The 21563-nt window shown below is 70.7% G+C and carries 21 protein-coding genes; 5 read left to right on the top strand and 16 right to left on the bottom strand.

From position 1 onward, the window contains the following. Positions 1-167: 167 nt before the first annotated feature. The 9 genes from ACY0I8_RS09300 to ACY0I8_RS09340 all read right to left on the bottom strand — a co-directional run bounded on the left by ACY0I8_RS09300 (position 168) and on the right by ACY0I8_RS09340 (position 7817). Positions 168-290 (bottom strand): hypothetical protein, encoded by a 123-nt coding sequence (locus tag ACY0I8_RS09300; protein WP_461394500.1) that lies wholly within the window; start codon positions 288-290, stop codon positions 168-170. Between the two features lie 177 nt (positions 291-467). Then, positions 468-1580 carry an ABC transporter ATP-binding protein gene (locus ACY0I8_RS09305; protein WP_461394501.1) on the bottom strand — a complete coding sequence of 371 codons (1113 nt, stop codon included), beginning with the start codon at positions 1578-1580 and terminating at the stop codon, positions 468-470. A 4-nt stretch (positions 1581-1584) separates the two neighbouring features. Further along, complete coding sequence (locus tag ACY0I8_RS09310) at positions 1585-2409, bottom strand: carbohydrate ABC transporter permease (protein ID WP_461394502.1); 825 nt, start codon at positions 2407-2409, stop codon at positions 1585-1587. Then, positions 2406-3308, bottom strand: coding sequence for a carbohydrate ABC transporter permease (locus ACY0I8_RS09315; protein ID WP_461394503.1), 903 nt, complete (start codon positions 3306-3308; stop codon positions 2406-2408). The genes ACY0I8_RS09310 and ACY0I8_RS09315 overlap by 4 nt, the downstream gene beginning before the upstream one ends. Continuing rightward, positions 3305-4609: an ABC transporter substrate-binding protein gene (locus ACY0I8_RS09320; protein ID WP_461394504.1), complete on the bottom strand. Its 1305-nt coding sequence runs from the start codon at positions 4607-4609 to the stop codon at positions 3305-3307. The genes ACY0I8_RS09315 and ACY0I8_RS09320 overlap by 4 nt, the downstream gene beginning before the upstream one ends. A gap of 275 nt (positions 4610-4884) precedes the next feature. Further along, on the bottom strand, positions 4885-5568 hold the full coding sequence (locus ACY0I8_RS09325; protein WP_461394505.1) for a PhoU domain-containing protein: 684 nt from the start codon (positions 5566-5568) through the stop codon (positions 4885-4887). A 3-nt stretch (positions 5569-5571) separates the two neighbouring features. Continuing rightward, positions 5572-6687, bottom strand: coding sequence for a Na/Pi symporter (locus ACY0I8_RS09330; RefSeq protein WP_461394506.1), 1116 nt, complete (start codon positions 6685-6687; stop codon positions 5572-5574). Positions 6688-6781: 94 nt separating this feature from the next. Continuing rightward, complete coding sequence (locus ACY0I8_RS09335; protein WP_461394507.1) at positions 6782-7537, bottom strand: alpha/beta fold hydrolase; 756 nt, start codon at positions 7535-7537, stop codon at positions 6782-6784. Positions 7538-7634: 97 nt separating this feature from the next. Next, positions 7635-7817 (bottom strand): 2-hydroxymuconate tautomerase, encoded by a 183-nt coding sequence (locus ACY0I8_RS09340; protein WP_461394508.1) that lies wholly within the window; start codon positions 7815-7817, stop codon positions 7635-7637. A gap of 549 nt (positions 7818-8366) precedes the next feature. Here ACY0I8_RS09340 and ACY0I8_RS09345 point away from each other — a divergent pair. The 4 genes from ACY0I8_RS09345 to ACY0I8_RS09360 are packed head-to-tail and all read left to right on the top strand — an operon-like array spanning position 8367 to position 14287. After that, positions 8367-10010, top strand: coding sequence for an ABC transporter substrate-binding protein (locus tag ACY0I8_RS09345; RefSeq protein WP_461394509.1), 1644 nt, complete (start codon positions 8367-8369; stop codon positions 10008-10010). A 10-nt stretch (positions 10011-10020) separates the two neighbouring features. Continuing rightward, the gene (locus tag ACY0I8_RS09350; protein ID WP_461394510.1) at positions 10021-11319 is read left to right on the top strand and encodes an ABC transporter permease; all 1299 of its coding nucleotides are present in this window, start codon (positions 10021-10023) and stop codon (positions 11317-11319) included. Beyond that, positions 11316-12248: an ABC transporter permease gene (locus ACY0I8_RS09355; RefSeq protein ID WP_461394511.1), complete on the top strand. Its 933-nt coding sequence runs from the start codon at positions 11316-11318 to the stop codon at positions 12246-12248. The genes ACY0I8_RS09350 and ACY0I8_RS09355 overlap by 4 nt, the downstream gene beginning before the upstream one ends. Further along, positions 12245-14287, top strand: coding sequence for a dipeptide ABC transporter ATP-binding protein (locus ACY0I8_RS09360; protein WP_461394512.1), 2043 nt, complete (start codon positions 12245-12247; stop codon positions 14285-14287). The genes ACY0I8_RS09355 and ACY0I8_RS09360 overlap by 4 nt, the downstream gene beginning before the upstream one ends. 28 nt (positions 14288-14315) lie before the next feature. Here the strand turns inward: ACY0I8_RS09360 and ACY0I8_RS09365 are convergent, their stop codons facing one another. Then, positions 14316-15530, bottom strand: a complete 1215-nt coding sequence (locus ACY0I8_RS09365) for an ATP-binding protein (RefSeq protein ID WP_461394513.1) — start codon at positions 15528-15530, stop codon at positions 14316-14318. A 419-nt stretch (positions 15531-15949) separates the two neighbouring features. On the opposite strand from ACY0I8_RS09365, the gene ACY0I8_RS09370 reads away from it, so the two are divergent. After that, positions 15950-16279, top strand: a complete 330-nt coding sequence (locus ACY0I8_RS09370) for a carboxymuconolactone decarboxylase family protein (protein ID WP_461394514.1) — start codon at positions 15950-15952, stop codon at positions 16277-16279. A 2-nt stretch (positions 16280-16281) separates the two neighbouring features. On the opposite strand, the gene ACY0I8_RS09375 is transcribed toward ACY0I8_RS09370, so the two are convergent. The 6 genes from ACY0I8_RS09375 to ACY0I8_RS09400 form a co-directional block, all read right to left on the bottom strand. Further along, entirely contained in the window at positions 16282-17079 is a 798-nt protein-coding gene (locus ACY0I8_RS09375; protein WP_461394515.1) for a TrmH family RNA methyltransferase, read from the bottom strand. A 101-nt stretch (positions 17080-17180) separates the two neighbouring features. Next, entirely contained in the window at positions 17181-18098 is a 918-nt protein-coding gene (locus tag ACY0I8_RS09380) for a class I SAM-dependent methyltransferase (protein ID WP_461394516.1), read from the bottom strand. Positions 18099-18357: 259 nt separating this feature from the next. Further along, positions 18358-18864 carry a thermonuclease family protein gene (locus tag ACY0I8_RS09385; protein ID WP_461394517.1) on the bottom strand — a complete coding sequence of 169 codons (507 nt, stop codon included), beginning with the start codon at positions 18862-18864 and terminating at the stop codon, positions 18358-18360. Between the two features lie 143 nt (positions 18865-19007). Beyond that, positions 19008-19952 carry a DMT family transporter gene (locus ACY0I8_RS09390; protein WP_461394518.1) on the bottom strand — a complete coding sequence of 315 codons (945 nt, stop codon included), beginning with the start codon at positions 19950-19952 and terminating at the stop codon, positions 19008-19010. Further along, positions 19949-20623 (bottom strand): HAD family hydrolase, encoded by a 675-nt coding sequence (locus tag ACY0I8_RS09395; protein WP_461394519.1) that lies wholly within the window; start codon positions 20621-20623, stop codon positions 19949-19951. The genes ACY0I8_RS09390 and ACY0I8_RS09395 overlap by 4 nt, the downstream gene beginning before the upstream one ends. A 253-nt stretch (positions 20624-20876) precedes the next feature. After that, a partial coding sequence (locus ACY0I8_RS09400) for a glutamine synthetase family protein (protein WP_461394520.1) occupies positions 20877-21563 on the bottom strand: 687 nt, incomplete at its 5' end.

The raw sequence follows: 21563 nt of genomic DNA on the forward strand, positions 1-21563 counted from the left end.
ACCCGGGCCATCATGGCCCCCACGTCCACCCGGCCGCCGAAGAGGGCGTCCAGACCCATCCCCTCGTCCGGCACCTCGGGGTGGAGGGGAAAGGGGATCCAGCGGACCTCGAGGCCGAGCTCGCGCTCGACCGCGGCGACACCCACGGTGTCGAAGTAGCACCAGGGTCAGACGTAGTCGAAGAAGATCTCGAGGGTGCGCATGGGGGTCTTCCATGAGCTGGGGGGCTGGGACGCCGGGGTCTTTCGCGCCCCGGACGCCTTCGCCCCGGCAACGGCTTGTGGGGCCACAGACCGCTTCCTTTCGGGCCTTGGCGCCGGGACCTGACCCGGGCTGCCGGCCCATCTTCGGGGCCCTTTCACCGGGCAGTCCACACGACACGCGAGACGGGCCCCTTTCCCGCAGCGCCCCCCGGGGCACGGGGAACAAGGGGCTTCCACCGCGCCCGACAAGAACGTCTGGTCCCGTCAAGCTCCGTTCGTTGGCCGGCGGACGGCCGCCCAAACCCGCCCGCCCGTCGCCACGTCGAACCCAACGAGCTCCCCCGGGCGCAGATAGACCAGCGTCTCGTCCCCCGGCTCCTCCCGGGCGTTCGGCGGGCGCACCACCGTGAATCGGTGGTTCTCGGCCTCCAGGTGGAGCAGCGCGCTTTCCCCGAGGTACTCGCGCAGCCGCACCCGAGCCCGCAAAGGTCCCAGACCAGGCCCGCTCCCGAGCCGGACCGAGTGGGCGCGGAAACCGAGATCCAGGGCGCCCGGCGGCGGGGGAGTCACATCCCAGCCCTCGGGCCAGGTTAGAACCTGACCGGCCAGGTGTAGGGCGGCCCCCCTGCCGGATCGCTCCACGTGAGCACGGACCAGATTCATGGGCGGAGACCCCACAAACCCGGCCACGAACCGGTTGGCCGGCAACTCGAAAACCTCCCGGGGGGTACCCACCTGCTGGAGACGCCCTTCCCGGAGCACGGCCACCCGGTCTCCCAGCGTCATGGCCTCCACCTGGTCATGGGTCACATACACCGTGGTTGTGCCGAGGCGCCGCTGGAGCCGCCGGATCTCGGAGCGCATCTCGACCCGGAGGCGCGCGTCCAGATTCGACAAAGGTTCGTCCATCAGGAACGCCCGGGGCTGGCGCACGATGGCGCGCCCCAAGGCCACCCGCTGGCGCTGCCCGCCCGAGAGCTCCCTCGGCCTTCGCCCGAGCAGATCCTCGATACCCAGCAGGAGGGCGGCCTCCCGCACCTTGGCCTCCACCTGCTCCCGGGGAACCTTGCGCACCCGAAGCGGAAACGCCAGGTTCTCGGCGACGGTCTTGTGAGGATAGAGGGCATAGGTCTGGAACACGAACGCCAGGTCCCGCTTGCCCGGCTCCATCCCGTCCACCCGTTGGCCACCGATCCATACACCGCCGGAGGTGGGCGCCTCCAGCCCGGCCACGATCCGGAGCGCCGTGGACTTGCCGCACCCCGACGGGCCCAGGAGAACCAAGAGTTCCCCCTCACCCACCTGCAGCGACAGGTCCCGGAGGGCTTCCACCCGGCCGAACCGCTTTGTCACGGCGTCCAGGAAGATCTCGGCCACGGCCTCACCCCCCCTTCACCCCGCCGGCCGTGAGGCCGGCGACGAGCCGCCGTTGGAACACCAGGAACAGGACCAGCACGGGTGCGGTCATGAGCACGGAGGCGGCCATCACCCGGTCCCAGGCGGTATGGTAGGAGCTGAACAGATGGTAAAGCCCCTTGGCCAGGGTGAACTTTTCCGGCGAGTCGAGGAGGATGTAGGCCAGTAGGAACTCGTTCCACGCGATCAAAAACGTGTACACGCCCACGCCGGTCAGGGCCGGAGCCGAAAGCGGCAGCACGACCCGCACCAGCACTCCCGGCCGGGAACACCCGTCCACCCGTGCGGCCTCCTCCAGCTCGGGCGGCAGCGCCCGGAAGTAGTTGGCCAGCATGTAGAGGGACACCGGCAGCGTCTGCGCCAGGTAGGCGATCACAAGCCCGGCCAGGGAGTCCCGAAGCCCGAGCCCCGTCAGAAGGGCGAACAGGGGCACCACCAAAAGGATCGGAGGGACCAGGTAGATCAGCCCCAGGGCCAGGCTCGCCGGCTTGCGGCCCCGGAATCGAAGGCGGGCCAGGGCATAGGCCCCCGGCGCAGCAATAGCCAAGTTCAACGCCACGGTGATCCCTGCCACCACAAAGCTGTTACCCAGATACCGGTGAAACCCGTGGGCGAACAGCACATCGCGGTAGGCCTCGAGGGTGGGTGCCCCCGGCCAGAACCGGGGCGGCAGCGCGAAGAGCTCGGAAAAGGTCTTCGTGGAGGACAGAACCATCCAGTAGAACGGAAACGAAACCCCCGCCGTGAGGAGCGCCAGGCAGGCCCCGGTGCCCACGGGGATGCGCCTCACGGAAACCACCTCCGGCACAGGGGGATGCCGGCCACGAGCAGCACCACCAGCGCGAGGGTGCTCCCGGCCGCCGCCGTTCCGAAGTCGTGGAGCCGGAACGCGGTGTCGTAGATCCACAGGGGCACGACCCGGGTGCCGGCTGCCCCTCCGGTCAGCAGGAACACGTCGTCGAATTTGTTCACCGTCCACAAGAACCGCACAACGAAAACCAGCGCCAGCACCCCCCGCAGTTCCGGCCACGTCACGTTCCAGAACCGCTGCCAGGGTCCGGCGCCGTCGATCCGGGCGGCCTCGTAAAGCTCCCGGGGCACGGCCTGGAGTCGCGCCAGGATGAACAGCATGGCGAACGGAAAGTAGCGCCAGCCTTCGAACGCCACCACCGCCCCGAGGGCCAGGGGCTCCGTGGAGAGCCAGGCCACGGGCCCTTCCACGGCGCCGGCCCGCCGAAGGGCCCAGTTCACCACCCCGTACACGGGGTCGAGAAGCCAGCGCCACACGAACGCCACCGACACGGCCGGCGCCACGTAGGGGAACAAGAAAAGGGCCCGAAACAGCCCCCGCCCCCGAAAGGGCAGGTTCACGACCAAGGCCGCGGCAAGGCCCAGCATCACCGAAAGGGAGACCCCTGCCGTGGCGTACACCACGGTGACGGCCACCGCACGCCACAGTTCGGGATCGAAAACCGCCCGCAGGTAGTTCGCCAGTCCCGCGAAGGGGGCCGGGCCACCCAGGGAGGCGAGCCGCACCTCGTGGAGGCTGGTCCAAGCGTTGTGGAGCAGGGGAAAGGCCGTGACCCCGAGCACGGAGGTCAGGGGCAGGGCGATCAGGACCCAGGCGAGCCGCTCCTCCGCGCGGCGCAGGGCCTCGGCCGGGTGGGTGGCGCCGCGCTCTGGCGTCATCTCCGGGCCGCCAGCTCCGCGAGCCTGGCCCGAAACCATTCCAAGGCCTTCTCCGGAGGTTCCCGGTCGTCGAGCAGCCGGCCGATCATCTCCGGCACCCGTTTCGAGGCGTACAGGTCCCCGATGAGCCGGCCGCCCCCGGGCCTGCCGAAGCCCCACCGGGCCAGCCTGGTGAACCCCTCGGCCAGGGCATCGGGAAGCTTCGGATCGTAGGGCGCGAACAGGGCCTGCTCCCTCCAGCGGGTCAGGGCCTGGCGCCGCACCGGCATCTTGCCGCCGGGCGCCATGGAGAGCCACTCGGGGTAGCCAGGACCGAGGAGAAACGCCGCCCATTGCGCCGCCGGGGGCTGCGCCCCCCTGAGAATCCCCAGGGCGTAGACCTCCCCGTAGGCAGCCCGTTCGCCCGAGGGGCCCTGGATGGCCGCCACGAACCCGGTGCGGCCGGCCAGGTCGGGCACGGCCGGCCGGTGTTCGGCCACGAGCCCCGCGAGGTCGTCGAGGATGTAGGGGGAGTAGAAGATCATGGCCGCCCGGCCCGTCAGATAGTACTGCCGAGCCTCCCGCCAATAGGTGTGCCCCGGTGCCGCGAACCGTGCGAGTCGCCGATAGAAGCGCAGGGCCTCCAGGAAGCGACGGCCGGGTGCGGGCCGCCCGGTCTCGTCCACGAGCCGGGCCCCGCCGGCCAAGGCCAGGTGTTCGAACACCTGCTGGGTATAAACCTGCTGGGGATGGGTGCCGAGCACGATCCCGAACCGGGGCTCCCCTGGAGCATGAAGCGCTTCGGCCGCGGTTCGAATTCGCTCCCAGGTGTCCGGGGGCGAGAGCCCCTTCTCGGCGAACCAGTCCTTTCGGTACCAGATCCCCTGGACCCATCCGTCCACGGGAACGGCAGCATACCCTGCGCCTTCTCCGGAGCGCACGAGATCCAGGGGGCCGGGGTAGAACCCCTCCTCGCCCAACTCCCGGATCAGGCGGGTCGCGGCGTCTCGATCCAGGAGCCCCGCGCGGTCGTATTGAACCACCTGGGGAAGCCCGAGCTCCACGACGTCGGGAAGCTGCCCGGCGGCCCGGGCCGAAGCCAGCTTCTCGGGCAGCACGTTCTCGTCCACCGGGACGACCCGGACCTCCACGTCGGGGTGGTCTTGGGCGAACCGGCGGGCCAGCCCCTGCTGCACCTCCACCCGATCCTGCTCCACCTCGGCCGTCCAGAACACGATCGAGGTGACCTTCGGCGCCGGGCGGCATCCCGCCGCAAGGGCCAGCATGCCGGCGAGGGCGAAAAGAAGGCGCGTCCAGGGCATCCCAGGACCTCCGGTGGGAACGGCGGCGAACAGGTCCGAATTTACCCCGGGCGTTCGCATCGTCAACCCCGGCGGAACGCGGCCGAAACTGCGGGTTGAGAATATTCCGCTCCGGTTCCCGGCGTGCCCCGGGAATGGGCTCCCCGCCCCTGCCCGGCGGGGCGGACGTGGGGGCCATGGGGACGGCGCGGCTCCCGCTCCCGATCCGTTCCCGAACGCGCGAACGGGCCGCCCTGGCGGGCGGCCCGTTTGCGTCGGCAATGGCCTCAATCCCCTCAGCCTTTGGGAGGAAGCTTCTCCTTGAACCCGATCCGGGGAAACGGGTTCACCACGCTCGAGGCCACGTTCTTGAGGTGGGCCGTAATGCGCTTGAGGTACCGGGCGTACAGGGCCAAGGCCGCCGCGTCGGCAGCCGAGAACTCGCCGTTCTGCCCGCCCACGAGGCCGTGGACGATCCGGTCGCAAGTCTCCCCCACCTCGGAACGGTAGGTGGCCATGAGTTCCCGTGCCCCCTCCACGTCGTGGTTTCGGAGCACCTCGATGGTGCGGGAGAACCTCTGTTTCAGCTCCGCCTCGATCTCCCGGAGCTCCCCCTCGTACGGGCCGGCCGCCAACGTGTCGGGATGGTGGCGCGCCAGGTCCACGATGTTCTTGCAGTAGTCGCCGATCCGCTCGATGTCGATGATGATCGATACGAGCACCAGGGCGCTCGGCAGATCGGCCGTGCCGGCCACGGCGCAGTGGGTCATGACCTTGCGCCGGACGTCCCGCTCGTACTTGTTGACCTGGCGGTCCATCTCGCGGATCTCGGCCGCGAGCTCCCGGTCGTCGCTCTCCCGGAGGATCCGGACCGCCTCCAGGAACATCTTCCGGTCGATCTCCAGGGCGTCGAACGACTCGTTCCACGCCTGGTCGAGTAGGCTTTGGGATTTCCAGATCTTGATCAGCTCTTTCCACATGGGTCACCGGGTCGCGAGGATAAGGCCGAGGGGGATGAGGAAGAATACCACGATAACATAGAGCACGGGCACCCATTTGCGGTGTACCGCTTGGCCGGCGAGGGTGCGGGCCAGGCGCAGCGGGATCCGCCGCACCGGGGGCAGCACGTTCAGGGTCACGATGCCGCACACATTGAACAGCAGGTGGGAAAAGGCCACGGTCACGGCCTCCACGAAATGTTCCGGGGCCGCGAGCGATGCCAGGATCGCCGTGATCGTTGTGCCGATGTTCGCCCCCAGGGTGTAGGGGTAGACCTGCTCCAGGGTCAGGAGCCCGGCCCCGGCGAGCGGCACGATCACCGAGGTGGTGATCGAGCTGCTCTGCACCGCGATCGTGAGCAGAATGCCCACCACGAACGCGGTGGGGGCGTTGCGGAAGATGGTGCGCTCGAAAAACCCGGCCGCCCGGTCCATCACCATGCCCCGGAGGATCGCCGAAATGTACTTGAGGGAGACGAACAGGAGCACCGCCGCCAGCACGACGATCAGGGCCGCCTGGAGCAGTTTCGCATCGGTGACCGCCCCGGCCCCGTGTACGAACAGCTTGACCGCCGGCTTCACGACCGCCTTGAGGGGGCTTTCGAAATGGAGCTCCGCCCCGCCGGTCACCACCCCTGCGAGCCCGTGGGCCAGGTGGCTGAGGAACCCGGTGAAGTACTGGAGGGGAAAGAGCACCACGACCGCGAGCAGGTTGAAAAAGTCGTGCACCGTGGAGGCGGCAAAGGCCCGTTCGAACTCGTTCGAGCGGGAGATGTGGCCCAGGCTCACCAGCGTATTGGTGACGCTCGTGCCGATGTTGGCGCCCATGATGATGGGGATCGCCGTTTCCACCGGCATGCCCCCGGCCACGAGGCCCACCACGATCGAGGTGGTGGTGGAGGAACTCTGGACGAGCGAGGTGGCGAAGATGCCGATAAAGAGCCCGGTCAGGGGGTTCGAGGCGAACCCGAAGATCTCCTTGGCGAACTCCTTCCCGGCCAACTTGAAGGCGGCCCCCACCATGCCGATGCTGACCAGGAAGAGATAGAGGAGGCCGAGGACGGCCAGGACGCCGAGCACCCGTCGGACGCGTTCGCTCACGGCTTCTCCCTCGGGGGTGGAGAGGAGGGGGCGGTAAGGTCCGCGCGGAGGATAGGGGAATCGGGCCGGGATTTCCAGGGCGGATTTCGTGGGGTCAAACCCTGCGGCCGAACCACCGGCCCACGGCCGCGATCTGCTCGGGCGCCCGGAGGGCCGGGGCGTGGCCCACGCCGGCGAACTCCACGATCTCGGCGCCGGGCTTTTCCGCCATGCGGGCCGCCACCTCGGCCGGAAGCACGTCGGACTCCCGCCCCCGGAGCACGAGCACGGGGCAGCGCACCGCCGCCCAGACATCCCAGAGCTCCACGTCCTCGAACGGCCCTTCTCCCAGGGCGGCGCCGATCGCCGGGTCGTAGTGGAGGGCGTACCCGCCCCCCGCAAGGGGCCGCACGCTGTGGCGGGCGAGCTCGGCCCAGTCGGCGTCGGCGAGCGGGCCGAAAGGGGCGTGGACCCGCCGGAGGTAGGCCTCGGCCTCGGCAAGGCTCCCGAACCGGGGATCGGCGCCCACGTAGGAGGCGATCCGCTCCAGGGCCGCGCCCGGCACCGTGGGGCCGATGTCGTTCAGGACCAGGCGCCGGATCGGCGTTCCGGGTTGGGCCGCGAGCATAAGCCCCAGGAGCCCCCCCATGGAGGTGCCCACCCAGTCCACCGTCCCGGCCTCCCTCCGGGCCAGCAGACACGCCAGGGCCTGGAGGTACACGGGGTAGGCGTATTCCGCCGGCCCCGAGAGCCAGTCGCTCCGGCCCCGGCCGGGCATGTCGGGGCACAGCACCCGGTAGCGGCGCGCCAGGGCCCGGGCCAGGGGGTCGAAATCCCGGCCCGTGCGGGTGAGCCCGTGAACGCACACCACCGCGTCCGGATTGTCCGGATCGCCCCACTCCTACACGGCGAGCCGCCGAAACCCGGTTGGGGCCAGGTACCGGACGAAACGGAGCCGGGGTTCCACGTCAGTCCGACAGGAGCTTCCCCGCCTTGGCGATGTCGTGGCGCGGGTGGTCGGTGAAGATCACGGTCACCGCCTCGGGGGGGCACCCGGCCACCTCCACGATCACCTCGGTCACCCGGCGGGAGATCTCGCGCTTCTGCTCCACGGTGCGGCCTTCGAGCCAGTCGATGTTCACGATGGGCATGGGGGGTCCTCCTTGTGATTTCCGCTGGAACGCTGGGAGGCTGGAAGGCTTGAAAGCCAAGAACTCTCGCGATTCTCAGGTTGACGGCATGCGCAAGCGGTAGTGGCGGCTACGGTTGCACGGCCGATGGCCAGCGGGTTGGGACCTACGGCCCGACGGATTGTCCCGGAGCGGGTTTCGAACATACACCGAAATCCGCTCCGCGGAAACCGTCCCGTTCCCGTCGTCCCGCACCCCGATTTGACACCCCGCCCCGCCGGTTGGTAGGGTCCCCGGCATCGGCGCAAACCCATTTTGGCGTGGACCGGGTGAAGGGGATTCGCACGCCGCGTACCGGTTTCCCCCGCCGCGGGCTCCGCGGGGCCGAACGACCGCCGCCCCAGGGTGACCGCGATCCTGTTGCCTGCAACGCCCGGCTCGCCCGAATCCCTGCCGGATTCGGAGGCCCGTCGAAATGAACCACCCGCTCCCCCACTTCGTTCCGGCCCGAGCCTGGAACGACCGGCAGGGGAGAGGTGCGTCCGCAGTCCACCCCACCAGGAGGTCCCCATGAAACGAACCGTCCATCCCGCCGTTCCCGAACTGCGCCACCAACTCGAAACCGGCCGGATCTCCCGCCGGGAGTTCCTGCGCTACGCCGCCCTGCTGGGGGTGTCCGCCACGGCCGCGGCCCGCATGGCCGGCCTGGCGCCCCGGCCCGCCTGGGCCGGCTCGGTGCGCCGGGGCGGGGTGCTCCGGATCGGCATGCGGATCCAAAAGGCCACCGACCCGGCCCAGTTCTCCTGGCTCGAACCGCCCAACGTGCTCCGGAACGTGGCGGAGTACCTGACCCTCACCGACAAGGACAACATCACCCACCCCTACCTCCTGGAGAAGTGGGAGGCCAGCGAGGATCTCAAAACCTGGACCCTCACGCTTCGCAAGGGGATCCGGTTCAACAACGGCGACCCGCTCACGACCGACGACGTCGAGTTCTCGATGAAGCGATGGCTCGACAAGGACGTGGGGTCGTCGATGCTGGGGCTCATGGGCGGGTACCTCGACCCCACCGGCATCGAGAAGGTGAACGACCACGTGATCCGGCTCCACCTGAAGCGCCCCGAGATCGCCGTGCCGGAGCACCTGTTCCACTACCCGGCCATGATCCTCAACCACCGCACCTTCGAGGGCGACTTCCTGCGGATGCCCCACGGCACCGGTCCCTACGTGATCGAGTACTACAAGGAGGGGGAGGGAGCCCGGCTCAAGGCCCGGCCCGACTACTGGGTGAAGGGTGCCGACGGCAACCCCCTGCCCTACCTCGACGCCATGGAGTTCGTGGACCTGGGCGGGGAGGTGTCGGCCCGGATCTCGGCCATCCAGTCCGGCGACGTGGACATCATCGACGTGGCCACCGGGGGGGCGGTGGAGGCGTTCCAGGCCCTGCGCAACCACCCGGACCTGGCGCTCGACCCCGTGTCCACGGCCCAGGTGCGGGTGCTGCGGATGCGGGTGGACCAGAAGCCCTGGGACGACAACCGGGTGCGCATGGCCATGAAGCTCTGCCAGCACCGGGAGAAGATCCTGGGGCTGGCCTACTTCAACGAGGGGCTCCTCGGCCAGGACTTCCACGTGTACCCCAAGCACCCGGAGTACTGCGAAAAACCCGTGCCCAAGTACGACCCCGAACGGGCCCGGCAGCTGCTCCGGGAGGCCGGGTATCCCAACGGGCTCGATGTGGAGCTGGCCGTGGGCTCCGAATGGGCCGACGTGGTGCGCTACGCCGAGATCCTCAAGGAGGACGCCGCACCCGCGGGGTTCCGGATCCGGATCCAGACCATGCCTACGAGCCAGTACTGGGAGAAGTGGTCGGTGGTGAACTTCGGGATCACCCCCTGGACGCACCGGCCCCTGGGCACCATGGTGCTCAATCTCGCCTATACCTCCGACGACGAGGGCAAGCCCGTCTCCTGGAACGAGACCCGGTGGGTGGACCCGGAGTTCGACAAGCTCCTCCGGGAGGCCAACGGCACCCTCGACCTGGACGCCCGGCGGAAGATCTTCTGCAAACTCGAGCAGATCCAGTGGGAGCGGGGATCCATCGGCATCGCGTTCTGGCGAAACAACTGGCTGGTACGGCGCAAACGGGTCCAGGGCGTGGCGCCCCACCCGATCGGGCACATGCTGTACCGCCACGCCTGGCTGAGCGCCTGACCCCACCGCGATGCTCCGGTTCCTGCTCCGCCGCCTGTTCCTCCTGGCCCTCACCATGGCCCTGGTGTCGGTGGCCGTGTTCCTGGTGGCCGAGGCCTCGCCGGGAAACGTGGCCCGCAACGTGCTCGGCGCCTTCGTGACCCCCGAGCAGGAGGCCTCGTTCCTGGCCCAGCACGGCCTGGACCAGCCCGTGTGGACCCGGTACCGGCGGTGGCTCCTGGGCACCCGGGGGGAGGCCGAGCGGAAGATCGGGCTGCCCCTGGTGCGGCTGCAGACCGAGACCGGGTTCGAGGAGTGGTGGGCCCGGGACGAGCGGGGCCGGCTGTTGCGGTGGAAGGTGGAGGGCGACGATCTCATCGCCCTGGTGCGCCAACCCGACGGCACCACCGTGGAGGAACCCGACAACGGCCGGTGGCGACGGGGGCCCGACGGCACCGAAGCGTTCTGGGGGGTTGACACCCAGAACCGGGCGGCCCGGTGGGTGCGGGGCAAGGCCGGCACGGGCTGGACCTTCCTGATGACCAAGGGCTGGCAGCAGGTGGCCGGGGCGCCCGAGGCCTACATCCCCCTGCGCCGGGGGTTCCTGCGGGGCGACCCCGGGGTGTCGTTGCGCACCGGCCGGCCCGTGGGCCAAAGCCTCGGGGTCCGGGTGCGAAACTCCCTCGTGCTGGGGGGTGTGGCCTTCGTGCTGGTCATGCCCCTGGCCCTGGCCCTGGGCATGGTGGCCGGGGTGCGGGAGGGGAGCCTCCTGGACCGGGTGCTCTCCATCGGGGGCATGCTGTTCTCGGTGATCCCGGAGTTCGCCACCGGGATCTTCCTGATCCTGATCTTCTCGGCCTGGCTCGGGTGGTTCCCGGGGGCCGCGGCCTTCGGCCAGAAGGCCCCCTGGGAGCGGCCCGACATGCTGGTGCTCCCGGTGCTCACCCTGACCCTGATCGAACTCGGGTACGTGCTGCGGATCACCCGGGCCAGCATGGCCGACGCCATGCGGGCGCCCTACGTGCGCACCGCGTTCCTCAAGGGCCTGCCCTGGCGGCGGGTGGTGCTGGGCCACGCGGCCCGAAACGCCCTGATCGCCCCCATCACCGTGATCATGCTCCACGTGAACTGGCTCCTGGGGGGCATCGTGGTGGTGGAGGTGGTGTTCGGCTACCCCGGCCTGGGGCAGTTCCTGCTCGAGTCGGCCCTGTACAAGGACGTGCCGGCCCTGGAGGCCGGGGCCATGATCATGGTGCTCGCGGCCGTGGGCACCCAGCTCGTGGCCGACGTGGCCTACGCCCTCCTGAACCCCCGGATCCGCTACGCATGAGCCCTTCCGCCACGAAAACCGTCGAAACCCTCTCGGCCCCCGCGCCGTCCCTCGGCCGACGGGTCCTCGCCGGCCTGGGGGTGCTCCTGCGCTCGCGCACCGCCACGGTGGGGCTCGCGATCGTCCTGTTCTGGGTGATCGTGGCCCTGGCCGCGCCCCTGCTCACGCCCTACACCCCCACGGAGCAGGACTGGCGGGCCCCCAACCAGGGCCCCAGCGCAACCCATCTGCTGGGCACCGACGAACTCGGCCGGGATCTGTGGACCCGGCTCATCTACGGCGCCCGGGTGGTGCTGGTATACCTGCCGGTCACCGATACGTTCTGGCTGCCCGGGGGCACGGCCCTGTGGGGGGTGTTCGCGGCGCTCGCCATCGGCTCGGTGCTCGGGCTGTGGGCCGGGTACAAGGGGGGGTGGGTCGACGAGATCGTGATGCGGCTCCTGGACGCCATGATGGCGATCCCCGTGATCCTGCTCTACCTCATCATCGTGGCGGCCATCGGCGCCTCGGCCGTGAACATCGTGATCGCCATCGCCATCGTGGGCGTGCCGGGCATCGCCCGGCTCGTCCGGAGCCTCACCCTGGACCTGCGCACGCGGGAGTTCGTGCGGGCCGCCGAGACCCGGGGCGAGAGCACGGCCTACATCCTGTTCGTGGAGATCCTCCCCAACGCCCGCGGGCCCATCCTGGTGGACGCCATGCTGCGGGTGGGGTACGCCATCTTCGCCATGGGCACCCTGGGGTTCCTGGGCCTGGGCCTGCCGCCCCCGTCGCCCGACTGGGGCAGCATGGTGGCCAAGGGCCGGCAGTTCATCCTGGCCGGGAGCCCCTGGCAGGCCCTGTGGCCGTCGCTCGCCATCGCCTCGTTGGTGGTGGGGCTGAACCTCCTGGCCGACGGGCTCCGGGAGGAGTCCGGGAGATACCAGTGACCGAACCCGTTTTGGAACTCGAAAACGTGGAGATCGCCTACGAGACCCGCAGGGGTCTCGTGCCGGCGGTGCGGGGGGTGAGCCTCACGGTGGGCCGGGGCGAGGCCCTGGGGATCGTGGGGGAGTCGGGGTGCGGCAAGAGCACCCTGGCCTACGGCATCGTGAACTTCCTGGGCCGGAACGGCCGCATCACGGCCGGGGACATCCGGTTCCAGGGCCGCAGCCTCCTCGGAGTCCCGGAACGGGAACTGCGGGCGATCCGGGGAAACCGCATCGCCATGGTGTACCAGGACCCGATGCAGGCCCTGAATCCGGTGCTCCGGGTCGGGGACCAGCTGGCCGAGGTGCTCACCGTGCACCAGGGCCTTCCCAAGGCCGAGGCCCTCGACCGGGCCCGGGCCATGCTCGACCGGGTCCACATGCCCGACCCCGGCGACGTGCTGCGCCGCTACCCCCACCAGCTCTCGGGCGGCCAGCAGCAGCGGGTGGTCATCGCCATGGCCATGCTCAACGAGCCCGACCTCCTCATCCTCGACGAGCCCACCACGGCCCTGGACGTCACGGTGGAGGCCGCCGTGCTGGATCTGGTGGAGGAACTCCAGGAGGCCTCCCGCACCGCGATCCTCTTCATCACCCACAACCTGGGGGTGGTGGCCCGGGTGAGCGACCGGCTCGCCGTGATGTACGCCGGCGAGGTGGTGGAGACCGGGCCCACCCGCTCGGTGTTTCGCCGGCCGTCCCACCCCTACACCCGGGGGCTCCTGCGGGCCGTGCCCCGGCTCGGCCACACCCGCCGGGACGAACCCCTGGTGCCGATCCCGGGCCGGGTGCCCCCGCCGGCCGAACGGCCCGCCGACGCCTGCGGCTTCGCCCCCCGCTGCGAGTTCGCCCGGGACGAGTGCCGACAGGGCCGGCCGGCCCTCGCCCCGGTGGGCGAGGGCCACGAGAGCCGGTGCCGGTTCGCCGGGCAGGTGGCCGAGGCTCCCCTTCGCAAGCCGGTCGAGCACCCCGCCCCGCCGCCCGGGGCCGGCGAGACCCTGCTGCGGTCCGAGGCGCTGCGGGTGTACTACCGGGGCCGGCGACGGGATCGGCCGGTGCGGGCCGTGGACGGGGTGGATCTCGAGGTCCGCAAGGGGCGGATCCTCGGCATCGTGGGGGAGTCGGGCTGCGGCAAGTCGAGCCTGGTCAAGGCCCTGATCGGGCTCGAGCGGCCCACCGGGGGGAAGGTGGAGTTTCTGGGCTTCGACCTCCGGGAGCCCGTAACCCGCCGGCCCGCCGAGGTGATCCGGGCGATCCAGATGGTGTTCCAAAACCCCGACGCCACCCTGAACCCCTCGTACTCGGTGGGAAGCCAGGTGGCCCGGGCCGTGCGCAAGCTCACGGGGGCACCCCGGCGCCGGGCCCGGGACGAGGCCCTGCGGCTCCTGCGGGCCGTGAAGCTGGGCCCGGACTACTTCGACCGGTACCCCCGGCAGCTGAGCGGCGGGGAGAAGCAGCGGGTCGGGATCGCCCGGGCCCTGGCGGGCCGGCCCGACCTCGTGCTGTGCGACGAACCGGTCTCGGCCCTGGACGTGTCGGTGCAGGCCGCGGTGCTGAACCTCTTGGCCGAGATCCAGCAGCGCCAGGGCACCACGCTCGCCTTCATCGCCCACGACCTCTCGGTGGTGCGCTATTTCTGCGACGATCTCCTGGTCATGTATCTCGGGGGGATCGTGGAGGAGGGCCCGGCCGAGGCCATCTACGCGCCGCCGTACCATCCCTACACCGAGGCCCTGCTTTCGGCCGTGCCCGTGCCCGACCCGGACGCCAAGCAGCAGAAACTCCGGCTCGAGGGCCCCGTGCCGAGCGCCGTGGCCCCGCCGCCCGGGTGCCGGTTCCACACGCGCTGCCCGCGCCGGGCGCTCCTGCCCGACGGGGGCGCCGTGTGCGAGCGCGAACCGCCCCCCTGGCGCGACGCCGGGGGCGGCCACCGCATCCGCTGCCACCTCACCCTCGACACCCTCGAACAACTCGACCCGGCCGTGATCGTGGCGGCGTAAGCCCGGGCGGTGGGCCCGTCCGGCAAACTCAGAGCTCCCCAAACGGAAGGGCGGTGATCCCCGGCCCGAGGGGGAGCGTGGCGTCGCCGGGGTGCACCACGTAGCCGGGGAGAACCCGTTCCCCGAGGTCTTTCCGGAATCTCCGGATGGCCGACGCCATGGCCGGCCGTGGCGTGGCGGACGTCTTCACCTCGATGGGCACGAGTCTGCCCCCCACCTCGACCACAAAGTCCACCTCCAGGCCCGCGGCGGTGCGCCAGAAGTACAGGCGGGGCACCTGGCCGCGGTGGGCGAGCGTCTTTAGGATCTCGCCGAGAACCGCGGTCTCGAACACGGCCCCGGCCATGGGCCCCGCCGCCGCGTGGGCGGGGTCCGTCAACCCCACCAGGTAGCAGAGGGTGCCCACATCCGTGAAATAGACCTTGGGGGATTTGACGAGCCGCTTGCCGATGTTGGCGAAGTAGGGCCGTACCACGACCACCTGGTAGGTGGCTTCCAGCACGGAAAGCCAGGCTTTCACCGTGTTCACGGCCACCCCGAGATCCCGGGCGACATCCGAAAGGTTCAGCAGTTGGGCGCTCCTCGCGGCGAGAACCCGCACAAAGCTCTGAAACAGGGACAGATCCCCCACCTGCCGGAGGCCCCGGACGTCCCGTTCCAGATACGTCTGAACGTAGCTGGCGTGCCACAGGGTGGTGTCGCGGTCCGGTTCCGCCCAAAGCTCCGGATATCCACCCCGCAGGAACCTCTCCCACAGCTCCCCGTAGGCGAGGGGGGAACCCGACGGCGCGCGGGGGCCGGCTTCCCACGGAAGGGGGAGATCGGGCCGGCCCTCCGCCTCACGCCTCGAGAGGGGAAAGAGACGGAGCATGGCGGCCCGACCCGCCAGGGACTCCGTCACCTTCTCCGCGAGGAGGAGGTTTTGGGACCCGGTCAGGAGGAACAGCCCCTTCCCGCGGCGGTTGGCGTCGATCCGCTCTTTGATGTAGGGGAGCAGATCGGGCGCGTACTGGATCTCGTCGAAGATGACCGGAGGGGGATGCAGCTCGAGGAACATGCGCGGGTCTGCGGCGGCCGCGGCTCGCACGTCGGGGAGTTCCAGGGAGACGTACCCGTAGCGCGAACCGAACGCATGCTGGAGGAGCGTGGTCTTGCCGGATTGCCGGGGACCGGTCACCACCACGGCTGGGAACTCCGCCGCTGCCCGCCGGATCACAGTTTCCAATGAGCGTTCGATGTACAAGTGCGTCCCTCCGGGTTTCGGTAGTAGTTGCATATTTGCATTGTCTTTGCAAATATGCAAGAAACCCAGCGGCCCACAGGGGCCCTCGTCGGCGTGAGGGGGCGCATTTCGGCCCTCGGGGCTGCCCATACCGCGGAAGCCCGTCGGCTTCCTGGGACGACCAGCGGGTGGGGGGCTTGTGGAGAGCCGGGTGCGGCCCCTCAGCTCGCCGCGCCTCACCAGGCTTGGATTGCTTCGGAAATTTCGGAACTTCCGCTGCCGACGCTCCGACCTGCCCACACTGTAACGGCATGCGAGGGCGCGGCGATCGGGTGCCGCACTCGCGCCCGGCCGGAACCAGGCCCCCACCCGTCTCAGGCAATACTTTTGAAGGTATTAGTGGCCGTCGGAGCAAGAATCCAACAGGGGAGGATGAACCCATGGCGAACGCACCCAACGCGAAGAACCGGATCGAGGAACTGGGGAAGGAGCTGCCCGAGGTCGTGGGGGCGTTTTTCGGCCTTCACGAGGCGGTCACCCAGGCGGGGGCCCTCGACCGCAAGACGAAGCGGCTCATCATGGTGGGCATCGCCGTGAAGGAGCGGTGCGAGGCCTGCATCCGGGCCCACGTGACCGCGGCCCTCGAGGAGGGGGCCACCCGGGCCGAGATCCTGGAGGCCGCCTCGGCCGCCATCCTCATGGGCGGCGGCCCGGCGGCCGCCACCACGGCCACGGTGCTCGTGGATCTCCTGGACGAGCTCGGGGCGTAGCCCTACCCCAGGCCCCTCTGCCGGACCACCTCGTAGAGCAGGAGCGCCGTGGCCGTGGCGAGGTTCAGGCTGTCGGCCGCGCCGAACATGGGGATGCGCACCTTGCGGTCGGCGGCCTCGCGCCAGGCCGCCGAAAGCCCGTGGGCCTCGCTTCCCGTCACCACGGCCACGGGCCCGGTCAGGTCGGCCGCGGTGTAGGGCGTGTCGGCCTCGGGCGTGGCCGCCACGGTGCGGATGCCCCGGGCCCGGAGCCAGGCGATCACCTCCGGGGTGGGGGCCTCGGCGCAGGGCACCAGGAACCGGGTGCCCAGGCTCGCCCGGATCACGTTGGGGTTGTGGAGATCGGTGCCCTCCCCGCAGAGGATGAGGCCGTGGGCTCCGGCCGCGTCGGCCGTGCGTAGGATCGCGCCCACGTTCCCGGGCTTCTCGGCCCCCTCCACCACCACGAGGAACGCCGGGTCGGGCGGGGCGAGCCGGGCGAGGGCGGTGTCGGCGTAGGGCACCACCAGGACGATCCCGCCGCTCTCCTCCCGGTACGCGATCCGGGCGTAGGCCGGGGCCGAAACCCGGAACACCGGCACCCCGAGCGCCTCGAGCCGGTCCAGGAGGTCCCTCCCTTCCGCCCCCAGGCGCGCTTCGCAGGCGTAGGCCTCCCGGGGCACCCAGCCGGCGTCGAGGCACCGGCGGACCTCCCGCAGGCCCTCCACCACGGTGAGCCGTTCGCGGTCCCGGTGCCGCCGGCTCGCCAGGAGCCGGGCCACGGCCTTGATGCGGGGATTCTGGGGGCTTTGGAGGAACATGGGCTAGGCGGCACGGCAGCAAGCCGGCAGGGCGGCCGGACCCTGCACGGGCACGCCTACGTTCCCGGTCCCCGTGGCGCCCCTGCGGGCCTGCGCACCGTTCACGACCTCTCCTCCGCCCTCTGTCCCCTGACTCCCGCCACCCAGCGGGCGTAGGTGCCGCTCGGGAGCGCCCGGCCGGTTTCGTCCGTCACGAGCATCTCGCCCCGCTCCATCCGGTCGGCCGCGCGGGGGATCGCCGCCTCCAGGAGGTTCGCGAGGGTGGTGGGGGTGAACCCCGGGGTGTGGCAGCTCAGGAGCACGAAGGCGGGCCCCGGCGCGAGGATCGCGGCGCAGGCCTCCAGGAGCTCGAACAGGTGCTCCTCGATCTTGAACACCTGGCCCTTGGGCCCCCGGCCGAAGGTGGGGGGATCGAGGACGATCCCCTGGTACCGGTTGCCCCGCCGGCCCTCCCGCCGCACGAACTTGAGCGCGTCGTCCACGATCCACCGGATGGGCCGGTCGGCCACCCCCGAGAGCCGCGCGTTCTCCCGGGCCCAGTCCACCACGCCCCGGGCCGCGTCCACGTGGACCACGGCCGCCCCACCTTGGCTCGCGGCCAGGGTGGACCCGCCGGTGTAGGCGAAGAGGTTCAGGACCTTGGGGGGCTCCGATCCCCCCATCGCCCGAAGGGTCCGGCGGAGCCAGTCCCAGTTTTCGGCCTGTTCGGGGAAAAGCCCCAGGTGGCCGAAATCGGTGAGCCGGATCCGGAACCGGCTCCCCCCGTACGCGATGGCGAACTCCCGGGGCTCCCCGGTCCGCCACTCCCACCGGCCCCCGCCCTTGTCGCTTCGGTGGTGGACCGCGTCGGCCCGGTCCCATTCGGCCGCCGGAAGCCGGGGCGGCCACAGGGCGGCCAACCCCTGGCGCACCACGCGCAGCGGGCCCACCTCCTCGAGCCGGCGCTCGTGGCCGGTGTCGAGAAGACGGTAGGTGCCGCAACTTCGGTCGCTGGTCGTTGGTCGTTGGTCGTTGGTCATGGGTGGGGCTTCGACCCGTGGGGCAGCCGGTAGGCAGCCGGGCGGCTCTCGAACCGCGCCAAAGCTCGGGAGCACGGGGTCTGGTGGAGAGCCGCGTGCAGCCGTGTCAGGGGCCGGGATTCAGAGGATCGTGGCCGGGGAAAACCCTTGCGGCGCAGCCCTGTCCCCTACATTCCGCCGTCTGGATTCCGATCCGGAGCGGGCTTTCCAGGCCGCGACAACACCCCGCCGGGGCTTCCGGCCAGGGATCATAGCCGGTTCAGTCGTGGTCGCGCCAGCTCTTCTTCCGGTGGACCTCCCAGGGAGGAACGGGGTTGTCGTCGCGCCACAGGCCCTTTCGGAACCGCCGGGCGCGCTCCTCGAGCATTTTGAGTTCGGGGTCCTCGTCGTAGTCGGGATCGGCCCAGGCGAGCCCCTCGGCCACGAGGAGCCGGTTCAGGTTCTTGCCGCCGGGGAGCAGAACCACCCCCAGGGTGTGCCCGTAGCGGTTCCGGCCCTGGGCGATCACCCGGACCCGTTTTCCCATCGCCTTGGCCTGCACGAACCGCCGGGCCCGCTTTTCGTACGGCTGGCCCCGCTCCGGCGTGTCCACCCCGGCCAGCACCACCCGCACGATCCGGCCGGAGTCCTTCTGGACCTTGATGGTGTCACCCCGGATCACCCGGACCACCTTGCCCTCGAACTCGCCCCGCCACAGGCCGCAGCCGGCGGCGAGCAGGGCAAGCGCCAAAAGCAGGATCCCCAGACCGTCTTTCCGGTGCTTCACCGTCAATGCTCTCCGTTCACAACCCCCGCCGCACGCATCCCCCTCGGGCGGGTGAGGGACGGGTTTCGGTGAACCGGGAGGACCGCTGCCTCCGGCCACACGTTTTTCGGGATCCGGACCTCGGGGTCCCTTCGGGTCATCGTCTAGGGACACGAAACGGCATCCGGCCCCGACTTCTTGACCCCCGCACGGGTCGCCGCCCACACACCGGCCAGGATCAGGCCCGCGCCCCACAGCATGGAGCGGGAAAGGGGCTCCCCCAGAAACACCACCCCCGAGGCCACCCCGGCCAGGGGGATCCCGTAGATCAGGGTGTTCACCGCCGTGCTGCCCAGGGCCGGGATGGCGGCGTTCCAGAGAAGATAGGCCAGCGCCGAGCAGAGGACCGAGAGGTAGAGGAAGGCGGCCCAGCCGGCCGGGGAGGGCGCGGCCACCGGCGGCGCCACGACCCACTCCACGGCCGCCAGGGGGGCCAGAAACGCCGCGCCCGTGACCATGGCGACCTGGGTCACCCAGAGGTTCGGGTACCGCCGGCCGAGCCGTTCGGCCAGAAAGGTGTAGGCCACCCACGAGGCCACCGCGCCGAACATGAGGCCGTCGCCCAGGGCGGTGGCGCCGGGTCCCGCGTCGGCCCCCACGATCACCCCCACCCCGAGGAGGGCCGTGGCGAGTCCCAGGAGCACCCGGGGTCTGGGCCAGCGGCGGCGGCGCGCGGCCTCGACGAGTTCGGTGGCGAGCGGGATCGTGGCGATGATCAGGGCCCCGTGGCTCGCCGTGGTCCGGGCGAGCCCCAGGTTCTCGAAGGCGAAGTAGAGGGTCACCCCCGTGAGCCCCAGGCCGGCGGCGGCCCACCGGTCGGCCGGGTCCAGGCGCACCCCCGAGCAACGGGTCCGGACGAAGGGCCCGAACAGGAACCCGGCCACGGCGAACCGGAGAAACGCCAGGAGGAGCGGGGGAAACTCCCGCACCGCGGCCCTGGTGGCCGCGTAGGAACCGCCCCACAGGAGGATCACCAGGCCCGCCGAGACCCAGTAAACCCACGGCCCGGGGCGCGCCCGAAGCCCAACGGCGCCGGGGGTCGCGCTCACGGGGCTTCCCCGGCCGGCCGGGCACCGTCCAGGAGGGCCAGCAGGTCCTCGGGCCGGGCCAAGAGGTGCACCGCGCCCGCGGCCCGGAGTTCCGTCTCGTCCCGGAAGCCCCACAGGGCCCCCACCGGCACCATACCCGCGGCCCGGGCCGTCTCCATGTCGGTGGCCGTGTCGCCGAGGTACAGGCAGTCCTTCGGCCGAACCTCCAGAATCCGAGCGGCGCGAAGCGCCCCCGTCGGGTCGGGCTTGCGGGGGGTGTCGGGCCCCGCACCGATCACGGCCCGAAACGGCCAGGGGCCCAGAAGCGCGCGCACCATCTCCTCGGCCGGCTCGTGGGGCTTGTTGGTCACCACGGCGAACGGGACGCCCCGGGCCACGAGCCCGTCGAGGAGCTCGGGGACCCCCGGGTAGGGCCGGGTGGTCTCCAGGGATCGGCGCCGGTACTCGTCCCGGAGCGCGGCGAGCACCCGGGCCACGTCGTCCTCGGCCCGGCCCGGGGGAACGATCCGGCGGACGAGCATCTCCATGCCGTCGCCCACGAACCGGCGGTAGGCCCCCTCGGGGTGCGGCGGAAACCCGAACCGCCCGAGCACGGCGTTGGCCGCCCGGGCGATGTCCCGCAGGCTGTCCACGAGGGTGCCGTCGAGGTCGAACACCACGGCGGTTGGCATGGCTTCCCGACTCCTCGGATACCGAACGGCAAACGAAACCGGGGCGCCCGATCCCACACGGGCGCCCCGGCCGCGGCCTGCCCCTGATACCAAGTTGCGTTCAAAGCTACCGTTCCCTGATTCGGCCCGGCAAGGGGCCTGGTGGAGCGCCGGGCGTGGCTCCTACAGTGGCCGGATGCCGCACTCACGCACGGCCGGAACCAGGCCCCTTGCCGGGCCCCCGGGCTGGATGTCTGTTCGAACGCAAACGGGATCAGTAGATCCCCAGGTAGGTTTGAACCTCCCAGTCCGTGACAGCCGTGCGGAACTGATCCCACTCCTTGCGCTTGGCCTCCACGTACTTTTCGAAGATGTGATCGCCCAGGGTGGCCCGGCTCAGGGGGTTCTTCTCGAACTCGTCCAGGGCCTCGGCCAGCGACGCCGGCAGGCTCGGGATCCCGGCCGCGGTCTTCTCCTCCCCGGTCATGTCGAAGATGTTCGCATCGGTCGGGGGCGGGCAGTCGAGCCCGTTTCGCACCCCGTCGAGCCCGGCGTTGAGCATCATCGCAAAGGCCAGGTAGGGGTTGCAGGTGGGGTCGGGGCAGCGCACCTCCACCCGGGTCGACATGCCCCGGGCCGCCGGGATCCGGACCAGCGCGCTTCGGTTCGAGGCCGACCAGGCCACGTACACCGGCGCCTCGTACCCCGGCACGAGCCGCTTGTAGGAGTTCACCAGCGGGTTCGTCACGGCCACGAAGCTCCGGGCGTTCTTGAGGATGCCGGCGATGTACTGCCGGGCCGTGGCCGAGAGCTGCAGCGGGGCCTCGGGGTCAAAGAACGCGGTCGTGCCGTCGAGGCGGAAGAGCGACTGGTTCGTGTGCATGCCCGAGCCGTTGATGCCGAACACCGGCTTGGGCATGAACGTGGCGTGGAGCCCGTATTTGCGGGCGATGGTCTTGAC

Source organism: Deferrisoma sp. (assembly GCF_054681715.1).